Raw genomic sequence first — 17,130 nt, 5'->3', positions numbered from 1 at the left:
CGATACCCGGCGGGCAGCACGGAGCGACCGCCGCTCAGCCCGCCCGCCCGTAGCAGGTCGTCGCGCCCGGTCCACGCCGCGAGGCGAACTCGGTGAAGCCCAGCTCGACGGCCGTCTCCCGGGCGTACCGGTTGCCGTTGTAGACGCAGATGGTGCCCACGCCGAGTCGCTCCACGGCGGCGGCGACCTGCACCCGCTCGGGTTTCTCTCGCCCGTCGGCGAAGTGGGCCAGCAGCAGCCGGTCCTTGGCGAAATCGGAGTTCAGGTCGTATTCGACCAGGTAGAAGTCGCGGGGCAGGACGACCCGGACCCGGCTGGTGACGATCAGTGAGGTTCGCATGATCGTCGAGGGGGCGAGCACCAGGCCGTCCGGCCGGTCCTGCCCGGCGATCCAGAACGCGATCTGCTGCCGCTGCTGGGGCAGCTTCCAGGTGGGGCGGGTGTGCGTCTCCACCCAACTGTCCGGTGACCACATCGGGGTGGCCCAGACGGCGAACGAGGTGACCATCGCGGCGGCGACCAGCCCGCCGACCGCGCCGCGCAGCAGCCGCGACGGCGACGGGACGCGCACCGTGCAGAGCAGGCCGATCAGGGTCGGCAGGGCGAGCAGCCACGGCACCCGCCAGAGCACCACGGAGATGCCGGTCAGCGCGCCGAGCGTCTCCAGCACGCCGGGCACCAGCAGCACGCTCATCACCAGGGCGGCGCCGGCGGCCAGCAGCGCCGGGGTGCGGCGGCGGGCCAGCAGCGGCCCGCACCACAGCGCCAGGCCGCTGATCACCCCGACGATCCCGACCAGCAGCGTGCGCCGGTAGGTGTACTCGGCGTCGAAGAAGGCGTCGTCCGCGCCGGCGGCGTCCATGCCGCCCAGCACGAGCCGGGACACCACGATCGCCCCCACCGGGTACGCCACGGCGGCGAGCCCGCCGACCACCGCGTCCCGCCACCGGCCGACCAGCAGCATGGCCAGCCCGGCCGCGCCGACCAGCATCGGCAGGATGATCGCCGAGGTGGTGGTGAGCCCGGCCGCGGTGACCGAGAGGGCGAAGACGAGCAGCAGCGAACGGCGGGACCGGGTGTCGAACCACTCGGTGAGGTAGAGCCACATCAGCGGGATGACCGCCGAGACGAACATCCCCTTGCCCTCGTAGAGGCGGGGCAGGTGGAAGGTGCCGAGCGCGGCGTCCGAACCGGCCACCAGGTAGAGGTAGGTCACCGCGACACTGAACGCGAGCACCGGCCGGCGCGGGGCCCACCGGTGGGTGAGCCGCCACAGCGCCAGGACGGCCAGCACCGCCATCACCGGCAGCGCGAGGTACCAGGTGGCGGACGCCCCGTGGATGCCGAGCACGTGCGCGAGCGCGCCGTCGAACACCTCGATCGACGGGGTGGGCGGCAGCGAGCCCATCGCCGGGGCGACGTTCTCGGTGAACAGGAAGTCGTTGGTGGGCACCAGGTCACGCTCGGCCACCCAGACCGTCTTGCCGACGTAGTAGACGTCGTCCGGGGTGTTGCGGGCCAGGTAGAGCGAGGAGATCGCCGTCCCGACCGAGATCAGCAGCGCGAACCCGGACTGGCCGGCGGTGGGGACGGGCGGCGCGGGTGGGTCCGCGTCGTCGGCCCGCCACGCCCGCCGGGTGAGCAGCATGACCCCGATACCAGCGACCGCGCCGGCGGCGGCCGGGACCCACCAGGAGAGCACGTCGCCGGCCGGGGTGCCGGCGAGGCCTGCGGTGACGGCGGCGACCACCCCGGCGGCGACCACGGGCAGCAGCCAGCGGCGCGGCTGGCCCGTCCCGCCCGCCGGGACGGGGTCGGAAGCCGCGGGCGCCCCGGCGGCGTCGGGAGCCGCACCCGCCGGGGCGGGGACGCGGGCCCGGCGCAGGGCGCGCACCCCGACCAGGGCGGTGACCAGGGCGCAGCCGACCAGCCAGATCAGGAACGTCACCGACGGGCGCAGCCCGAACAGGAAGGACGCGTGGTAAAGCACCGTCCACAGCGCGAAGCCCAGCACGGCCGCGTCGGTGATGACGGCCGGGGCGGCGGCGAGCGCCGACCGCAACCGGTGCACGGGCCGCGGTCGTCCGGCGGCCGGCACGGTGGGGGGTGGTGCGACGGGCGGAGACGCGACGGCAACGGGGTCGGCGTTCGGCACGGGTCGTCCTTGTCGTCGTGCGGGCACGGTACGCGAGAGTCGTGCGGCCGGCGGGCGGCGGACGGTCGCCCGGCTCCGGTCCGGAAAGCAGGGTAACCGCAACCACCGCCGGTCGATGGCCGGTGGGCGGCGTGGCGGTGTCCCGGAGGTGGCCGGATGGGGGCCGGTCAACCGGACACCGGTGCCTCCCGCTGGCGGGGCACCGTGCCGTTCGCGGTCAACCCGGCCGCCACCGACTCCACCAGCAGATCCAGGTAGCTCGGAGTGAGCGGGGTCCGCGCGATGGCCAGCCGCCAGTACAGCGGGCCGACGATCAGGTCGACGGCCGCGTCGGCGTCGGTGTCGGTGGGCAGTTCGCCGCGTTGCACCGCCAGGCCGATCAACCGGCCGCCGATCTCCTGCTGCTTGGCCCGCAGGAGCTGCTGGAGGGTGGCGTCGATGGTCGGGTTGCGGGCCGCCTCGGCGAGCAGGTCGGGGATGATCTGCGAGGCCAGCGGGTGGCTGAGCGCGTGGGCGATCACCTGGAACAGCAGCGTCAGGTCGCCGCGTAGGCTGCCGGTGTCCAGCGCCGGCAGTTTGTTGCCGGCGGCGGCCACCACGGTCTCGATCACCAGGTCGAGCTTCGAGTTCCACCGTCGGTAGATCGCGGTCTTGCTCACCCCGGCCCGGCGGGCCACCGCCTCGATGGAGAGCCGCCCGTATCCGACCGCGGCGAGTTCCTGCATCAGGGCACGGCGGATGGCTCTGGTGATGTCGCCCCGCAGCACTGCGGCACCGGCCGGCGTACGCCTCTTGTCGCTGGTCATCGGGGACTCTTCGCACCTGTCACGGGGGCCAATGTAGCGCAACGACGGTACGGTTGCGTCCCGACGTGTTTTGGACTACCGTCCACGCAGCGACGAGGCTGCCCCGGCACCGCGCCGACCCACGGATCCCCATCGTCGCGCGCATCCCGTTGGTACGAAAGATCGGAGCGCCCTTCCCATGGCCACCACCGCGCTGGTCGACCCCGAAACGGGCCTGACCCAGGCGCAGCTGGCCGCTCGGCACGGACTACGGGTCGCCGGCGAGCGCCCCTCCCTGACCGAGTACAGCCGCAGACTGTGGGCCTACCGGCACTTCACCGCCGCGTACGCCAACGCCAAACTGGTCGCTTCGTACAGCAACGCCAAGCTGGGCCAGATCTGGCAGGTGCTCACCCCGCTGACCAACGCCGCCGTCTACTACCTGATCTTCGGCGTGGTGCTCGGGCAGAACACCATCCCGAACTTCATCGCGTACCTGACCACCGGGTTGTTCATCTTCAACTTCACCCAGAGCGCGGTGCTGGCCGGCACCCAGTCGATCAGCGGCAACCTGGGGCTGATCCGGGCGCTGCACTTCCCCCGGGCCTGCCTGCCGCTGGCCGCCACGCTCACCCAGTTCCAGCAGCTGCTGGCCTCGATGATCGTGCTGCTCGGCATCGTCCTGGTGACCGGCGAGCCGATCACCCTGGCCTGGCTGATGCTGCCCCCGGCGCTGCTGCTGCAGGCGCTGTTCAACGCCGGGATCGTGATGGTGGTCGCCCGGATGGGCTCCAAGGCCAGCGACCTCAAGCAGGTCATGCCGTTCATCCTGCGCACCTGGATGTACGGCTCCGGCGTGCTCTACAGCGTCAAGCTGTTCGACCGGCTGCCCGAGTGGGCCGCGACGATCATCCAGTTCAACCCGATCCTGGTCTACATCGAGCTGGCCCGGTACGCCCTGCTGGAGCAGGCGCCGCTGCTCAACGAGTCGGTGACCCAACTCTGGCTGGTGGCGGTCGGCTGGGCGGTGCTGGGCGGCATCGCCGGGTACGTCTACTTCTGGCGCGGCGAACAGGAGTACGGCCGTGGATGACCGGTACGAGACGTCCAACGACGTCACCGTGACACTGCCCCGGATCGTCGAGCGGATCCCCACCGTGGTGGTCGACGACGCGCACGTGATCTACCGGGTGCACAAGGGCGCCGGGGGCGGGACCACACCGGTGGCCGCGCTGCGCCGGCTGGTCAAGCGCTCCTCCGCGCCCAACATCCAGGAGGTGCACGCGGTCAAGGGGGTGTCGTTCACCGCCTACCGGGGTGAGGCGATCGGCCTGATCGGCAGCAACGGCTCCGGCAAGTCGACCCTGCTGCGCACCATCGCCGGGCTGCTCCCGGTCAACCGGGGCGCGGTCTACACCCAGGGCCAGCCCTCCCTGCTCGGGGTGAACGCCGCCCTGCTCAACGACCTCTCGGGTGAGCGCAACGTCACGCTGGGCTGCCTGGCGATGGGCATGCAGCCCGACGACGTGGCCCGGATGACCCCGGAGATCATCGAGTTCTCCGGGATCAACCAGCGCGGTGACTTCGCCAGCCTGCCGATGCGGACGTACTCCTCGGGCATGGCGGCCCGGCTGCGGTTCTCCATCGCCGCCGCCAAGAAGCACGACGTGCTGCTGATCGACGAGGCGCTCGCCACCGGCGACAAGGGCTTCCGCAAGCGCAGCGAGCAGCGGGTGCGGGAACTGCGCGAGGGGGCCGGCACGGTCTTCCTGGTCAGCCACCAGCTCTCCTCGGTGCGGGACACCTGCGAACGGACGATCTGGTTGGAGTCGGGGCTGATCCGGATGGACGGGCCCACCGACGAGGTGATCCGGGCGTACGAGGCATTCGCCAACGGCAAGTAGTATTCCGGGCGCGCGTGCCGCATCGATCCGACGCCCGACGGACCGCGTCGTCCCGTTGGGGCGGCGCGGTCCGCGCGTTAAGGTTCATCCCGTCGCCACGCTGGCGCAATCTTCCGTTCAGGGTGCCCCCCGGGACGCGTGCAGACATCCCCCGAGAGTGAGGATCGGCAATGACGCAGGACCACACCACTGGCCCGGACGCCACACCGGAGACCCCGGCGCCGTGGCGGCCCTCCCGGACGGTGGCGGTGGTGCTGGCCGGAGGCACCGGGACCAGGCTGGGCCTGGGCATCCCGAAGCAGTTGCTGAAGATCGCCGGCAAGCCGATCATCGAGCACACCCTGGCCGTCTTCGAGGCCGCCCCGGAGATCGACGAGATCATCGTGCTGATGGCCACCGGGCACGTCGCCGAGGCGCAGCAGATCGTCGACAAGGCCGGCTTCCGCAAGGTCAGCAAGGTGATCGAGGGCGGCGACACCCGCAACGCCACCACCCGGATCGCGCTGGACGCGGTCGGTGACGGTGACGTCAACATCCTCTTCCACGACGCGGTCCGCCCGCTGGTCAGCGCCCGGATCGTCCGCGAGTGCGTGAACGCGCTGTGGAGCTACTCGGCCGTCGACGTGGCCATCCCCTCGGCCGACACGATCATCCAGGTCGACGAGGACGAGTGCATCACCGACATCCCGGTCCGGTCCCGGCTGCGCCGGGGGCAGACCCCGCAGGCGTTCCGCTCGGGCACCATCCGGGAGGCGTACCGGCGGGCCGAGGGCGACCCGGACTTCGCCGCCACCGACGACTGCGGCGTGGTGCTGCGCTACCTGCCCGGCACCCCGATCAAGGTGATCGACGGCTCGGACGAGAACATCAAGGTCACCCACCCGGTCGACGTGCACCTCGCCGACAAGCTGTTCCAGCTCGCCGCCGCCCAGGCCCCCCGGCTGTCGCACCGCAGCTACACCGAGGAGCTGGCCGGGCGCACGATCGTCATCTTCGGCGGCAGCTACGGCATCGGGCACGACCTCGCCGAGTTGGCCCGTGGCTACGGCGCGCAGGTCTTCCCGTTCAGCCGCTCCAGCACCGGCACCCACGTCGAGCAGACCGGCGACGTCGAGGCCGCGCTGAAGACCGCCTTCGAGGCCACCGGCCGGATCGACCACGTGGTGGTCACCGCCGGCATCCTGGAGAAGGGCGCGCTGGCCGAGATGGACGAGGAGACCATGGACCGGGTGCTCCAGGTCAACTTCGTCGGGCCGGTGATCGCCGCCCGGCAGTCGCTGCCGTACCTGCAGCAGACCAAGGGGCAGCTGCTGCTCTACACGTCCAGCTCGTACACCCGGGGCCGGGCCCAGTACGCGCTCTACTCGTCGACGAAGGCGGCGCTGGTCAACCTGACCCAGGCGCTGTCCGACGAGTGGGCCGAGTACGGCGTCCGGGTCAACTGCATCAACCCGGAGCGCACCGCCACCCCGATGCGCACCAAGGCGTTCGGCGAGGAGCCGGAGCACACCCTGCTGGCCGCCGAGACGGTCGCCCAGTCCTCGCTCGACGTGCTGATCTCCGACCTCACCGGCCAGGTGATCGACGTCCGGCGGGCCCCCGGCGAGGCGGCCCCGGTGCCCGCCCAGCCGACCGCGGCCGAGCAGGACCGGCTGCCCAGCGGCGTCGACGCCGGCTGACCCGACCCCCGGAGACGTACGACATGCGTGGTGACCTGGTCAGGAAACTGATCGCACGGTGCCTGACCACCGGCCTGGCCGTCCTCGCCTTCCTGGTGGTGGCGCTCACCGGCGCGACCGGCTGGGGCCTGGCCCTGGCGGTGGCCGCGCTGGCCGCCGCCGGCTACGAACGCCGGGTCCGCCCCGACGCCGACATCGTCGCCGAGACGGTGCTGCTGGCCGCCGGCATCATGGTCGGCCACGCCCGCCGGCTCGACGACGGGTTCGACCCGGTGCTGGCGCTCACCGCGCTGGTGCTGCTGGGCCTGGTGCTGCTGGTGGGGCCGCTGCGCGACGCCGGCAACCTGGAGATCCGGGCGGCGAACCTGCCGGTGCGGGCGTGGACCCCGCTGGTCGCCGCCCGCCTCGACGGCATCCTGCTGGGGCTGCTCGCGGTGGTGGCGGTGGCCGCCGCGTTCGCGCTGCCCGCCGTGGTCGCGTTGGCCGTCGTGCTGGTGGTCGCGGCCGGCTGCGGCGCGGTCGGCCTGGACCTGGCCCGGCGGCGGTTCCGGCCGTCCGGCGGGGGCGGCCCGGTGACCCGGGCGCTGCGCGCGCACCAGCCGGAGTTCCTGCTCTACTTCTCCGCCCCGCCCGGCTCGGAGTACCAGGTCACCATGTGGCTGCCCTACCTGGAGCGGCTCGGCCGGCCGTTCCTGGTGCTGCTGCGGGAGCCGGAGTTCCTGCCCACGATCGCCGCCGCGACGAGCGCCCCGGTGGTCTACTGCCCCACCCTCAAGGCGATGGACGAGGCGCTGGTGCCCAGCCTGCGGGTGGCGTTCTACGTCAACCACGGGGCGAAGAACAGCCACTGCATCCGGTTCACCCAGCTCACCCACGTGCAACTGCACCACGGCGACAGCGACAAGGCCCCCAGCGCCAACCCGGTCTCGGCCATCTTCGACAAGATCTTCGTGGCCGGTCCGGCGGCGATCGAGCGGTACGCGCGGGCCGGCGTGGAGATCCCCGCCGAGAAGTTCGTCGTGGTCGGCCGCCCCCAGGTCGAGGCCATCGAGGTACGCGGGGAGGCCCGCCCGTCGGCCGCCCCGACCGTGCTCTACACCCCCACCTGGACCGGCCACCACGCCGACGCCAACTACTGCTCGTTGCCGGTGGCCGAGCCACTGCTGCGCAGGCTGCTCGACCGGGGGGCCACGGTGATCCTGCGGGCCCACCCGTACACCGGGCAGAACCCGGCCTCGGCCCGGCAGCTGGCCCGGCTCACCGAGCTGCTCGCCGCCGACCGGACCCGTACGGGCCGGCAGCACCTGTGGGGTGCGGCGGCCAGCCGCGAGCTGAGCCTGACCGACTGCGTCAACCGCTCCGACGCGCTGGTCTCCGACGTCTCCGGGGTCATCTCCGACTACCTCTACTCGGGCAAGCCGTACGCGGTGACCGACCTGGGCGTCGACGGCGACGAGTTCCTGGACCGATTCCCGCTGGCCCGCTCCGGTTACGTGCTGCGCCGGGACATGGCCAACCTCGACGAGGTGCTGACCGGCCTGCTGGACACCGACCCGCTGGCGGCGGCCCGGTGGGACACCCGCCGCCGCTACCTGGGCGACTTCCCCGCCGACGCGTACGCCGACGGTTTCCTCGACGCCGCCCGCCGGGAGTTGGAGCCGGGCTGGACCCCGCCGACGCCCCGGACCGCCACGGTCCTCTCCCCCCGGGCCTGAGCCGGCGGTGCCCGACGCCTATCGGGGCGGTGTCGCGGTATCCGAGTCCGCTGACACCGCTGTATCGGCCCTATGACGAGCACCGCCCCGGCCACCCGTGGTCGGGGCGGCCGGGGCGGGTGGGGTGGGTCGGTCAGGCGGAGTAGCCCCGGGTGGCGATCCAGTTCGCCAGGGTGGTCACGCTGACCCAGTAGGCCGGCAGCGACGGGTCGGCCGAGTCGGCGACCCGCACGGTGCGGCCGTTGTCCCGGTAGCCCACGGCGGCGACGTAGTGGCCGCCGGGGAAGGAGTGCCAGCCGCCGTCGAGGTCGGTGGCGTCCCCGGCCACGTTCGCGACCACGGCCCGCCGGTCGGTGACCGCCGCGACCACGTCGGCCCGCAGCCGCTCGATCTGCGCGTCACTCGGGGTCCCGGCGAACATCCGGGTCCGGTACGGGTCCCCCTTGACCACGGCGTTGAGTACCCGGGTGGTGTCCTCGGCCGAGTTGGTGCCCATCTCGGTGGTGCCCAACTGGGCGGCGAGGGCGTCCTGGCCGCGCTCGATGCCGGCGGCGCTGAGCGCGTTGCGTACCGCCGCCGGGCCGCAGTAGTAGTAGGTGATCTGGGCCTGGTAGTCGTAGCGCAGGACCTTCGACGACGGGGGCTTCGGGGTCGCCCTGCGGGTCAGGTCCGGGTCGGCGGTGGCGCGGGCCTTGGCCCGGGTGACCCGCGGCGACGGGGTGGGGCTCGCCGACGGGCTGGTCGAGGGGGTGGCCGACGGGCCGGCCGGGGCGGGGACGGCGACCCGGGCCTGGGCGCGGCTGGCGACGTCGTCGAGGCGGGGGGCGGTCTCGGCAACGGCGGTGGCGTGCTGGTCGGTCGGGGCGTCGTCGACCCCGGCGGCCAGGGCGGTGCCGCCGGCGACCAGGACGAGGACCGCCGCCGAGCCGACGACCATCCGGTACGGGCGCTGGGCGCCCAGCCGGCGGAGCTGACGCTTCATGTGGTGCTTCACGGGGTGTTCCTCCACGGGGCGAGGCGGCCGGGCACGCCGGACCGGCACGTGGCGGGTACGCCACGCGCGGATCGGGTGTTCGGACGCTCGTTCGGCAGGGACCGCCCGACGGGAGCCGGACGGATCGGCGGGTCGCCCGACCGGGGTCGGGCGGCGGGGTGGACGGCCGGGTCAGCGCGTCAGGCGCGACGGTCCGGCGGCACCCCGGCACCGAGGTGGAGGAACCACCGAGGGGTGGGGTCATGCTGCACGAGGATGAAACTCCTTCCGCTGCCGCCGACCGGGTTAGCTGACGGATTCGGGCGGGAAGATCGCCCTACCCCGGGCCGTGGCCCGGAGATTCACCCCAGGTGGTGCGTGTGGGTCCCCGGTTCGTGCCGTGCACGATTGAGCGGGTCGGCGCGGCGTCGCCTCCTGCGATCGGAAACCGCACCGGACCGCAGCGACACTACTGGCCGCCCTTCCCTCCCGCCAAGCCCCGTGACCTGCGTAAACATCGCCGGGTCGGCCGATTTGCGGGGCAGTCGGGCAGCGGGGGTGCGGGCCGGGGACGAATGGCCGTCGGGGCTCGACAGGGCCGTGACCGGACAGCCGACCCGCAACCTCCGATGATCATCGGAGTCGATGTGACCGAGTGTGACGGGGTGTCCGGTTCCGCCGGGACGTGACCGCACCCACACCGGCCTGGATAACAATTCGGTCCCCGGGACCCCCGGTCCCCCGGTCTCCCCGGTCCCCCGGTCCCCCGGTCCGCGCGGCCCCGGGCAGGACCACCGCCCGCAACGGGACCGCAGGGGCGGGGGCACGGCATCCGCAACGGGGCCGAGGTCGTGGGGTCAACGCGGCACGGACACCGCCATCTGCGCGTCGTTGTGTCGATCGCCCCGGGCCGGACCGGACCGGGCCGGACCGGGCCAGGCCGGACCGGGCCAGGCCAGGCCAGGCCAGGCCGGACCGGGCCAGGCCAGGCCAGGCCAGGCCGGACCGGGCCGGGCCAGGCCAGGCCAGGCCAGGCCGGACCGGGCCAGGCCAGGCCGGACCGGGCCAGGCCAGGCCAGGCCGGACCGGGCCAGGCCGGACCGGACCTCGTCCGGTCCGGGAGCGGTGGTCCCGGGGCGGTCAGCCGACCCGGGCCGGGTGCCAGCGGGTGGCTTGCGTGAGGCGGGTCGCCGCCGACGTCGCGGTACGGGGCCGCGGGACCCGGCCCGGCCGCACCCGCTGCGTCGCCGCGTACGCCTCGGCGGCCAGGGAACGGGCGGCCTCGGCGGCCAGCTCGGCGTCCCGCCACGCGACGCTCTCCCGCCAGGCCGCCGCCCGGTACGCCGCACGCCGGTCCTCCCGGACCGCCCGGGCCAGCATCACCTCGTGCTCGACGGGGTGCCGGCGCGGGTCCCAGCCGTCGCGGTGCGCGAAGACGTCCCGCAGCCGCTCCACCGACAACTCGCCCCGCCAGTGCGCCGCCACCGCCTCCTGGTGCAGCCACCGCTCCCGGCCCGCGTACTCGGCGGGTGTCCGGGGGGTACGCGGGCTGGGCAGCGCCCCCGCGCCGACGAACCGGCGGGCGGCCGTCTCGGCCTCGTCGTACGCCTGCCAGGCCCGTTCCAGGGTGTCCTGGGCGGCCAGCCAGGCGGTCCGGTGCCGGCGGGCGGTCTGGGCGGCCCCGGCGGCGGCGACGGCCACCTCCTCGGCGTAACGCCGCAGGTCGGCGACCGGGGGCGGGGCGTCCGGCGGCGGCGCGACGGGGGTCACCTCGGTCGCCTGGTCCCGCTCGGGGCGGGCGACCAGGACGGCGAGGCCGGTCAGCGCGAGGACGAGCAGCAGGGACCAGATCGCGGTGGCGGTCGGCACCCCGATCAGGAACTGGGACAGCACGGTGTTCACGGGTCGACACCTCGCGGGCGGATGTGGCGGGTCGGGGCCGTACCGGGGCGGGACCGTTGCGGGCAACGTCCGCCCGGGGTGGTACGGGGACGAGGTCGTGGTGGTGGCGGGCGGCCCCCGCTGGGGCGGGTTCAGCCTGCCGGGGGTGCCCGGGGCCCGGCGGTGGCGGGCACCCAACCGCCAGGTGTCACCAGGGTGGCGGCCGGAAGCTCCCGTGCCGGACCGGCCGGTGCGGCGGTCACGCCGGCGTCGACCCGCTCGGTCGCCAGCACGTCGGCCCGCTCGGTCGCCCGGCCGTCGGAGCGGACGCCGTCGCCCCGGCCGAACGGGGTGTCGAAGGCGACGGCGGCGGGGAAGGAGTGCGCCGCGTCGGCCGACAGGGCGCCCGGGACCGGGTCGAACAGTGCGGGGCCGACCGGGGCGGGGCCGGCGGCGGCGAACGCGAGTGCGACGGCGAGGCCGGCGAGCAGCCGGGACATCCCGCGCGCGACCCACCACAGGGGACCGGTGGGCGCGACCGGGAACACGTGACCACGCTACCGAAGGGGTCACCGACCCGCAGCACCGCCGGGCGTGTCGCCGCGCCGAGCAGGCGGAGGAGCAGGTCACCCGGGGCCTGGGCCCGCACAGCCGGTTGGTGTCCATGATGGGGCGACGCATCGCGGCCGACGGAACACGTCCACGCCGACGCCCGGCCGGAGCAGGGGGCACCGGGAGGATGTGGTCCGATCCCGCCATCCCGGTGCCGGAACAGGGCGGTGTCCCGACTGCGGCGCGTCCTCGCCGGCGGCGGGAACGGAGGGAACCGGGCCGGGTGGGCGGGTCAGCGCGGGTCGCGCGGCCCGGCGTACTCGACGGGACGGCCGTCGCGCGGCCCGTCACCGGCCCCCCTCGGCCCCGGCACGACGCCGTCGCCGCGAGCGGAGGCAGCGCCGGGAGCAGCCGGGGTGTCGGAGGCGGCAGGGGTGTCGGAGGCGGCAACGCCAGGAGCAGCCGGGGTGTCAGAGGCGGCAACGCCGGGAGCAGCCGGGGTGTCAGAGGCGGCAACGCCGTCATCGGCGGCGGAGGTGACGGGAGCGGAGGTGGCGGCCGGCTTGCGGCGGCGGGGGGCGAGGCGGCGCATCATCGGCGTCTCGACGAAGCGGTGCAGCGCGGCGGCCAGCGCCAGGTTCGCCACCAGGAAGCCGAGCACGGCCAGCGGCCCCGACCAGCCGGACAGCCCGACGCCCCAGTGCCCGGTGAGCCGCAGGACGGTCATCATCACCAGCACGTGCACCAGGTAGAAGGCGAACGACACCTCACCGAGCCAGATCAGGCTGCGGTGCCGCCACGGTGACCAGCGGCCCTGCACGTCCGCGCGGGCCGCCGCCGGGATGACCAGGATGTACGCCACCGACAGCAGCGCCGCCCACATCTCGGCCGGGACCCAGTGCGCCGCCACCCAGACGGCCACGAACAGCAGGCTGGCCAGGGGCAGCCCCGGGCCCCGCCAGTGACCACGGCGCAGCAGCTCGGCAGCGGCGACACCCAGCCAGAACTCGGTGGAGCGGACCAGCGGGAAGACCTGGGTGAACCACCAGTTGGTGCCCTCGGGCAGCAGTTGCTGGCCGGGCCAGAGTGCCAGGATCACCAGCGGCACCGCCACCACCACGGCCCAGAGCGCGCCGGAGCGGGCCCGCCGGATCGCCGGCAGCGCCAGCGGCAGGCAGAGGTAGAAGAACAGCTCGCAGGACAGCGACCAGCTCACGTTGTTGATGCTGTAGAAGTAGCCGGGGGTCGGGTCCCACGCCTGGACGAGGAAGAGGTTCTCCAGGGCGGCACGCGGCACCACCGGGTCGGCGAACCACCACATCACCAGTAGCGCCGCCGCCCAGGTCAGCACGTGGTTGGGATAGATCTTGGCGAGCCGGCGACGCCAGAAGTCCCGCCGCCGGTCGCCGTCGCGGGCCGACCAGACCAGCACGAAGCCACTGAGGATGAAGAAGAACTGCACCCCGGACAGGCCCAGGGTGAACAGCCAGTCGACCACCGCCTTGGCGTCGGGCTGGGCGACGATCCGCATGGTGCCGACGTGGTAGCCGAAGACCAGCATGGCGGCGATCCACCGCAGCCCGGTCAGCGACGGGAGCCGGTTCAGCGCCGGGGACGCGGGGGTGGGCACGCTGGTCACCCGGGGCACCCTACCGGCAGGCCCCGTCCCCGGCGACGGAACGGGGTGGTGCGGATGTGCGGAAGGTGTACGAAATCCCTCCACTGCCCTAACATCGCGGGACCTGTCGGTGTCGGCGCACCCGTGGGTCAGGTCGGCGGCCCGTCGGAGGCTCCCGGCAACGAGGAACGGAGCGAAGTGGTGCACCAGCGGATCCTGATGCGGGCGAAGAAGGACCCGTTCGACGTACGCGGCCCGGAGGAGGCGTACGAGGGGAACTGGATCGGGGAGAACAACGGCAACCTGGTCTTCAGTCACGCCGCCCACAAGCTGCTACGCACCTCCACCGCGCGGATCACGTCGACCGAGTTCAAGGTCGACCTGCGCGACGCCGACCGGATCAACGAGCAGTACGACGTGTACGTCATCCCGCTGGCCAACGCGTTCCGGCGCAGCTACGCCCACCGCATCGAGCTGATGACGAAGCTGGTCGAGCGGCTGCGGATCCCGGTGGTGGTGTTCGGGGTGGGCGTACAGACCGACGTGCACGGCGACCGGGAGTACCTGCGTCCGATCGACGACGTGGTCAGCCGGTTCGTCCGGGCGGCGCTGGAGCGGGGGCCGAGCATCGGCGTACGCGGGGAGATCACCGCGCAGTACCTGAACACGCTGGGCTTCTCCGCCGTCGACGTGATCGGCTGCCCGTCGATGTTCCTGCACGGCGACCAGCTCCGGGTGGAGAAGTCCGCACCGGCCCTGAGTACCGACGCCCGGGTGGCGCTGACCGTCTCCCCGTACGTCAAGTCGATGGCGAAGATCATCGCCTCGCACCAGGCCCGCTACCCGAACCTGCGCTACCTCCCGCAGGATCTCAAGACGCTGGGCACCCTGCTCTACGGCGACGCGCCGCAGGACCGGGGCAAGACCAGCGCCATCCCGGTCCACACCTCGCACCCGCTGTTCACGCAGGACAAGGTGCGGATGTTCCTCGACCCGTGGACCTGGATGGACTACCTCGCCGGTTTCGACTTCGCCTTCGGCACCCGCATCCACGGCACCATCACCGCGCTGGTCGCCGGCACGCCCGGCTACCTGTTCGCGCACGACTCGCGCACCCTGGAACTGGCCCGTTACTTCGACATCCCGCACCGGCTGATGCCTGACGTGCCGGCCGACGTCGACGCCGCCCAGCTCTACGCCGAGGCCGACTACACCGGCCTGAACACCGGGCACCGGGCCCGCTACGAGGTGATGCGCGCCTTCCTCGCCCGGCACGACCTGGGCAACGCGTTCGACGACGGCGACAGCGCGGCCCGCTTCGACGCGCAGGTCCGCGAGACGGTGTTCCCGCCGGCGGTCCGGCCCGCCTCGGCCAGTTCACCCGAGGAACTGCTGGCCCGCATCCAGTGGCTGCGCGACCGCAACGCGGCGCTCGGCGACGAGGTGCGGGAACTGCGTGAGCAGCGGCTGCGGGCCCGGGTGCGACGCGCGGTCCCCGCACCGGTGCGGCGGATCATGGGTCGTTAACCCACCGCTCGGCCGCTGTTCAGCAGCTCCATCTCCACCGGATACGTCACGTTCCGTGGCCGTCCATACCCGTGCACCAGGGTGGCGGGGTGGTCAACCAGCCCGCGCCCACCCCGCTGCTCAGCGTCGTCGTCCCCGTCCACGGGGTGGAGGCGTACCTGCACCAGTGCCTCGACTCGGTGCGCACGGACGTGCCGGCCGACGCGGCGGGCGCGGTCGAGATCGTGGCGGTGGACGACGCCTCGCCGGACCGGTGCGGGGAGCTGCTGCGTGCGTACGCGGCCGAGCATCCGGGCGTCCGCGTGGTGCACCTGACCCGCAACGTCGGGTTGGGTCCGGCCCGCAACGCCGGCCTGGACGTGGCGACCGGCGCGTACGTCTGGTTCGTCGACAGCGACGACTGGCTGCCCCCGGGCACGGTCCCGGCGGTGCTGGACCGGCTCCGGGCGCACCGCCCCGACGTGCTGATGCTCGACCACCTGCGGGTACGCGACGACGGCCGTCGTGAGGTGGACGCGAGCAGTCACCTGCTGCGCGGTGTCCCCGGGGTGGTCCGCCTCGCCGACCGTCCCGGGCTGCTGCGGGTGCAGCACACCGCGTGGAACAAGGTGGTCCGCCGGGCCTACCTGCACGCCTTGGAGCTGCGTTTCCACCCCGGCTGGTACGAGGACATCCCGTTCAGCAACCCGCTGCTGATCGGCGCGGAGCGGATCTCCGTGCTGGACCGGGTCTGCTACCTGTACCGGCAGGGCCGGCAGGGTGCGATCACCTCCACCCGCAGCGGTCGCCACTTCGACGCCTTCGACCAGTACGACAGGCTGTTCGACTGGGTCGCCCGACGGTATCCGGACGAGCGGCTGCGCGGTGAGCTGTTCACCCTGATGGTCAACCACATGCTGGTGGTGGTCGGCAACGACGGTCGGTTGCACCCGCACCTGCGCCGGGAGTTCTTCCGCCGGGTCGCCGCGCACTACCGCCGGCACCTGCCGCCGGGCGGCTACCCCCGGCCGGGCGGGGTGACCGGGCTCAAGCACCGGCTGGTCGGCCGGGACGCCTACCTCCCGTACGCGGTGCTGCGCCAGGCGCACCGGCTGGCGGGGTGGCTGCGCCGCCCGGCCGCCACGCCGCAACCGGTGCCGCCGGCCGTCGGGCCGGCCCCCGACTGCACCGCCGACCGCGACGCGCTGGCGGGTCGCGGCAGCCGGTGACCGGCCGGCCCGCCGTCGGGGGCGGCGGCCGGGGTACGAGCAACGAGCACAGGGAACAGGGGTCTGGGGATGACGACAGTGAAGATCGGGCCGCACCTGGTGGGGGCCGGGGAGCAGCCGTTCGTGGTGGCGGAGATGTCCGGCAACCACAACGGCGACCTGGGCCGGGCGCTGGCGATCGTGGACGCGGTGGCGGCCAGCGGGGCGCACGCGCTGAAGTTGCAGACGTACCGGCCGGACACCATCACCATCGACGTGGACACCCAGGCGTTCCGGATCTCCGGCGGGCACGAGCTGTGGGGCGGGCAGAACCTCTACCGGCTCTACGAGCGGGCCCACACCCCGTACGAGTGGCACGGGCCGATCTTCGAACGGGCCCGGCAGCGGGGGCTGACCGTGTTCTCGTCCCCGTTCGACCCGTCGGCGGTGGAGCTGTTGGAGGGGCTGGACGTCCCGGCGTACAAGATCGCCTCGTCGGAGCTGGTCGACCTGCCGCTGATCCGGCTGGTCGCGGGCACCGGCAAGCCGCTGGTCATCTCCACCGGCATGGCCACGCTCGCCGAGATCGACGCCGCGGTGCGCACCGCCCGCGACGGCGGGGCCGGCGGCATCGTGCTGTTGGCCTGCACCGCCGCCTACCCGGCCCCGCCGGCCGACAGCAACCTGCGCCGGATTCCGGTGCTGGCCGACGCGTTCGGGGTGCCGGTCGGCCTGTCCGACCACACCCCCGGCATCGGGGTGCCGGTGGCCTCGGTGGCGCTGGGCGCCTGCTTCATCGAGAAGCACGTCACCCTCGACCGGGGCGACGGCGGGGTGGACTCCGACTTCTCGCTGCACCCCGACGAGCTGGCCGCCCTGGTGGTGGAGTCGGCGCGGGCGCACGCGGCGCTCGGCGGCACCGCCGTCGGGCCGACCCCGGCCGAGCGGGAGGGGTTGCGGTTCCGCCGTTCCCTGTTCGTGGTGGCCGACGTCCGGGCCGGCGACGAGGTGACCGCCGCGAACGTCCGCTCGATCCGCCCGGCCGGCGGTCTGCCCCCGGTGGAGATCGACCGGGTCCTCGGCCGCACCTTCACCACCGACGTCCCCCGGGGCACCCCGCTGAGCTGGGACCTCGTCTGACCCCGCCCGCCTCC

General features: G+C 73.6%; 13 protein-coding genes and 1 riboswitch. Of the genes, 7 read left to right on the top strand and 6 right to left on the bottom strand.

Annotation, left to right across the window (positions count from 1 at the left end; all coding sequences use genetic code 11):
* Window positions 1-34: 34 nt before the first annotated feature.
* A complete protein-coding gene (locus tag ACN268_RS31460) occupies window positions 35-2,155 on the bottom strand; it encodes a DUF6077 domain-containing protein (protein WP_421486637.1) in 2,121 nt (706 codons plus the stop codon).
* A 167-nt stretch (window positions 2,156-2,322) separates the two neighbouring features.
* Complete coding sequence (locus ACN268_RS31455; protein ID WP_421486636.1) at window positions 2,323-2,961, bottom strand: TetR/AcrR family transcriptional regulator; 639 nt, start codon at window positions 2,959-2,961, stop codon at window positions 2,323-2,325.
* Window positions 2,962-3,139: 178 nt separating this feature from the next.
* On the opposite strand from ACN268_RS31455, the gene ACN268_RS31450 reads away from it, so the two are divergent.
* From ACN268_RS31450 to ACN268_RS31435, 4 genes are all read left to right on the top strand, one after another.
* Entirely contained in the window at window positions 3,140-4,033 is an 894-nt protein-coding gene (locus tag ACN268_RS31450; protein ID WP_421486635.1) for an ABC transporter permease, read from the top strand.
* Complete coding sequence (locus tag ACN268_RS31445; protein WP_088645414.1) at window positions 4,026-4,844, top strand: ABC transporter ATP-binding protein; 819 nt, start codon at window positions 4,026-4,028, stop codon at window positions 4,842-4,844. The genes ACN268_RS31450 and ACN268_RS31445 overlap by 8 nt, the downstream gene beginning before the upstream one ends.
* Window positions 4,845-5,014: 170 nt before the next feature.
* On the top strand, window positions 5,015-6,523 hold the full coding sequence (locus tag ACN268_RS31440; protein WP_145918733.1) for a bifunctional cytidylyltransferase/SDR family oxidoreductase: 1,509 nt from the start codon (window positions 5,015-5,017) through the stop codon (window positions 6,521-6,523).
* 23 nt (window positions 6,524-6,546) lie between these two features.
* Complete coding sequence (locus tag ACN268_RS31435) at window positions 6,547-8,238, top strand: CDP-glycerol glycerophosphotransferase family protein (protein ID WP_421486634.1); 1,692 nt, start codon at window positions 6,547-6,549, stop codon at window positions 8,236-8,238.
* Between the two features lie 133 nt (window positions 8,239-8,371).
* Here ACN268_RS31435 and ACN268_RS31430 read toward each other — a convergent pair whose 3' ends face one another.
* The 4 genes from ACN268_RS31430 to ACN268_RS31415 all read right to left on the bottom strand — a co-directional run bounded on the left by ACN268_RS31430 (window position 8,372) and on the right by ACN268_RS31415 (window position 13,283).
* Window positions 8,372-9,220 carry a C39 family peptidase gene (locus tag ACN268_RS31430; RefSeq protein ID WP_421487050.1) on the bottom strand — a complete coding sequence of 283 codons (849 nt, stop codon included), beginning with the start codon at window positions 9,218-9,220 and terminating at the stop codon, window positions 8,372-8,374.
* A gap of 271 nt (window positions 9,221-9,491) precedes the next feature.
* Window positions 9,492-9,636: riboswitch (cyclic di-AMP (ydaO/yuaA leader) on the bottom strand.
* A 715-nt stretch (window positions 9,637-10,351) separates the two neighbouring features.
* On the bottom strand, window positions 10,352-11,113 hold the full coding sequence (locus ACN268_RS31425) for a hypothetical protein (protein WP_421486633.1): 762 nt from the start codon (window positions 11,111-11,113) through the stop codon (window positions 10,352-10,354).
* 131 nt (window positions 11,114-11,244) lie between these two features.
* Window positions 11,245-11,640: a hypothetical protein gene (locus tag ACN268_RS31420; protein WP_421486632.1), complete on the bottom strand. Its 396-nt coding sequence runs from the start codon at window positions 11,638-11,640 to the stop codon at window positions 11,245-11,247.
* Between the two features lie 296 nt (window positions 11,641-11,936).
* A complete protein-coding gene (locus ACN268_RS31415) occupies window positions 11,937-13,283 on the bottom strand; it encodes an acyltransferase family protein (protein WP_421486631.1) in 1,347 nt (448 codons plus the stop codon).
* Between the two features lie 180 nt (window positions 13,284-13,463).
* Between ACN268_RS31415 and ACN268_RS31410 the strand changes: the two genes are divergently transcribed.
* The 3 genes from ACN268_RS31410 (at window position 13,464) to pseI (ending at window position 17,116) form a co-directional block, all read left to right on the top strand.
* A complete protein-coding gene (locus tag ACN268_RS31410; protein ID WP_421486630.1) occupies window positions 13,464-14,789 on the top strand; it encodes a polysaccharide pyruvyl transferase family protein in 1,326 nt (441 codons plus the stop codon).
* A gap of 89 nt (window positions 14,790-14,878) precedes the next feature.
* A complete protein-coding gene (locus tag ACN268_RS31405; protein WP_421486629.1) occupies window positions 14,879-15,997 on the top strand; it encodes a glycosyltransferase family 2 protein in 1,119 nt (372 codons plus the stop codon).
* A gap of 69 nt (window positions 15,998-16,066) precedes the next feature.
* Complete coding sequence (gene pseI / locus ACN268_RS31400) at window positions 16,067-17,116, top strand: pseudaminic acid synthase (RefSeq protein WP_421486628.1); 1,050 nt, start codon at window positions 16,067-16,069, stop codon at window positions 17,114-17,116.
* The last annotated feature ends 14 nt before the right edge of the window (window positions 17,117-17,130 follow it).

This window comes from Micromonospora sp. WMMD735, from assembly GCF_049178995.1.
Classification (GTDB): Bacteria; Actinomycetota; Actinomycetes; order Mycobacteriales; family Micromonosporaceae; genus Micromonospora; species Micromonospora wenchangensis.
Note: the sequence above shows the minus strand (reverse complement) of the source record. Positions and strands in the feature narration are given on the sequence as shown.

Excerpts from the sequence above, each read along its gene's own strand:
- ACN268_RS31435 (WP_421486634.1), top strand. The coding sequence starts at position 6,547 with ATGCGTGGTGACCTGGTCAGGAAACTGATCGCACGGTGCCTGACCACC.
- ACN268_RS31430 (WP_421487050.1), bottom strand. The coding sequence starts at position 9,220 with ATGAAGCGTCAGCTCCGCCGGCTGGGCGCCCAGCGCCCGTACCGGATG.
- ACN268_RS31450 (WP_421486635.1), top strand. The coding sequence starts at position 3,140 with ATGGCCACCACCGCGCTGGTCGACCCCGAAACGGGCCTGACCCAGGCG.
- ACN268_RS31455 (WP_421486636.1), bottom strand. The coding sequence starts at position 2,961 with ATGACCAGCGACAAGAGGCGTACGCCGGCCGGTGCCGCAGTGCTGCGG.
- pseI (WP_421486628.1), top strand. The coding sequence starts at position 16,067 with ATGACGACAGTGAAGATCGGGCCGCACCTGGTGGGGGCCGGGGAGCAG.
- ACN268_RS31440 (WP_145918733.1), top strand. The coding sequence starts at position 5,015 with ATGACGCAGGACCACACCACTGGCCCGGACGCCACACCGGAGACCCCG.